Below are 1209 nucleotides of genomic sequence, written 5' to 3'. Positions count from 1 at the left end.
GAGTTTCTGCAAAAGATGGTTGCGATCCCGAGCGTGACGGGGGACGAGGCGGCGATCCAGGCCTTTGTGGCCGAGTACATGACGGGGATCGGGCTTGCGGTGGACATGTGGGAGACGGACTGGGAGGCGCTGAAGAAGCATCCCGGCTACCGCCCGGTCGAGCGCGGCTATGAGGGCCGGCCCAACATCGTGGGCACGGCCAAGGGGACCGGCGGCGGCCGCTCGCTGCTGCTCAACGGCCACACCGACGTCATCCCGGTGGGCAATGGCGAGGGCTGGAGCGACAATCCGTGGTCGGCCAAGATCGAGAACGGCCGCATCTATGGCCGCGGCTCGTGCGACATGAAGAGCGGGGTGGCCAGCCACATCCTGGCGGTGGAGTTCCTGAAGGCGGCGGGCGTCAAGCTCAAGGGCGACGTCTATATCAATGTCGTCATCGACGAGGAGGTGTCGGGCCACGGCACGCTGGACACGGTGATCCGCGGCTACAGGGCCGATGCCGGCATTTCGGGCGAGACCAGCGATCTGCATGTGCAGCCGGCCTGCATCGGCCGCATCTGGTTCCAGATCGACGTCGAGGGCAAGCCGGCGGGCATCCAGCAGCGCTATCTGGGCATCAGCGCCATCGAGCTGGGCAACAAGGTGGTCAAGGCGGTGCAGGAGCTGGAGGACCACCGGGTGGCCACCGTCAAGCACCCGCTCTATCCGAGCGCCATCGACTCGCTGCCCTGCATCATCGGCTCGTTCCAGGCCGGCAACTATCCGAGCGCGTTCCCGGCCAGTGCGGTGCTGAAGGGCTCGATCGGCACGGTGCCGGGCGAGGACCATGAGGGCGTCAAGCAGAGCCTGGTCGACAAGATCGCCGAAATGGCGGCCCAGGACGAGTGGATGAAGGACCATCCGCCGGTGGTGCGCTTTGTCGGCTATGACGCGGAGGCCTCCGAGATTGCGCGCGATCATCCGATCGTCGAGCTGGTGTCGAAGACCTATACCGAGCTGACCGGCAAGCAGCCGGTGATTTCCGGGCGGCAGGGGGCGGCCGACACGCGCTTCCTCAACAGCTATGGCCAGACGCCGACGGTGATCTTCGGGCCCGGCTCGACGGCGGTGATGCATGCCAATGACGAATATGTGTCGATCGACGACTACCTCACCGCCATCAAGGTCATGGCGCTGTGCATCTATGACTGGTGCGGCGCCGAGCAGTGA

At 65.7% G+C, this 1209-nt stretch carries 1 protein-coding gene; it reads left to right on the top strand.

What is annotated here, in order from left to right; all coding sequences use genetic code 11:
• Window positions 1-1209, top strand: a 1209-nt coding sequence (locus EET67_RS25335) for an ArgE/DapE family deacylase (protein ID WP_128628920.1), incomplete at its 5' end; no start/stop codon positions are given.

The sequence above is a fragment of the Borborobacter arsenicus genome (assembly GCF_003934165.1).
Taxonomy (GTDB): domain Bacteria; phylum Pseudomonadota; class Alphaproteobacteria; order Rhizobiales; family Rhizobiaceae; genus Pseudaminobacter; species Pseudaminobacter arsenicus.
Note: the sequence above shows the minus strand (reverse complement) of the source record. Positions and strands in the feature narration are given on the sequence as shown.